Raw genomic sequence first — 725 nt, forward strand, 5'->3', positions numbered from 1 at the left:
AACGGCGCCAGTTTAAGCAATCGAGTGGCCTCTTTCGTTGCCAATATTCCCTTAGCTGCAATCAGCTCTGTCTTTGGCTGACGATTTTGCGACAGCGCCATGTTGGTAAAGTTAAGTGTTTGTGTTGGGTCATAGCGCAATGGCTCAGGTGAAATAAACCAGCCCCTGCGATCTTCGCGATAGATGCGCCCTTCCGCCTCTAGTGACGATAACGCTTCACGCAAAGTGACACGTGTAGTATCGAATGATTCAGCGAGTTTGCGCTCGGCAGGCAGCTTCTGTCTTGGAGATAGCATCCCCGACTCAATCTGCTCTACGATGACATCTTTAATTTTTACGTACTGCACCAATTTGCCTTTTATTTATTATTTCTGGTAGCCGCTCCATGGCCACACATATTATTTCTTATTCGACAAGCCGCGAATTATCGCTTGCGCCATGCTTGTGTGCGTTTCTCAAACAACTTGTTGATGACTAAGTGCACCACTTTCGCACTCGCTGCCGCTAGCATAATCATCACAGCCATCGCCGCAGCCGCACCGGTTTGACCGGCATCGTCCATATTAAGTACCGAAACCGACGCTGGAATAGTATCCGTTGAATATAGGAATACTACCGCAGAAGTCGTGGTCAATGCATTAATAAACAGGTAGGTTGCAATATCTAATATCGCCGGCAGGCATACCGGAACCGTCACCTTAAAAAACAGTTTGTATTGCGGTAGA

General features: G+C 47.4%; 1 protein-coding gene and 1 pseudogene. Both read right to left on the minus strand.

Annotated features, from left to right (window positions below):
* Positions 1–347: GntR family transcriptional regulator (locus tag KIV40_RS27215; protein ID WP_285352308.1), on the minus strand; the 347-nt coding region annotated here is incomplete at its 3' end.
* Positions 348–424: 77 nt separating this feature from the next.
* Positions 425–725 (minus strand): annotated as a pseudogene (locus KIV40_RS27220) (putative 2-aminoethylphosphonate ABC transporter permease subunit); the annotation flags it as partial.

It is taken from the genome of Vibrio sp. D173a (assembly GCF_030248475.1).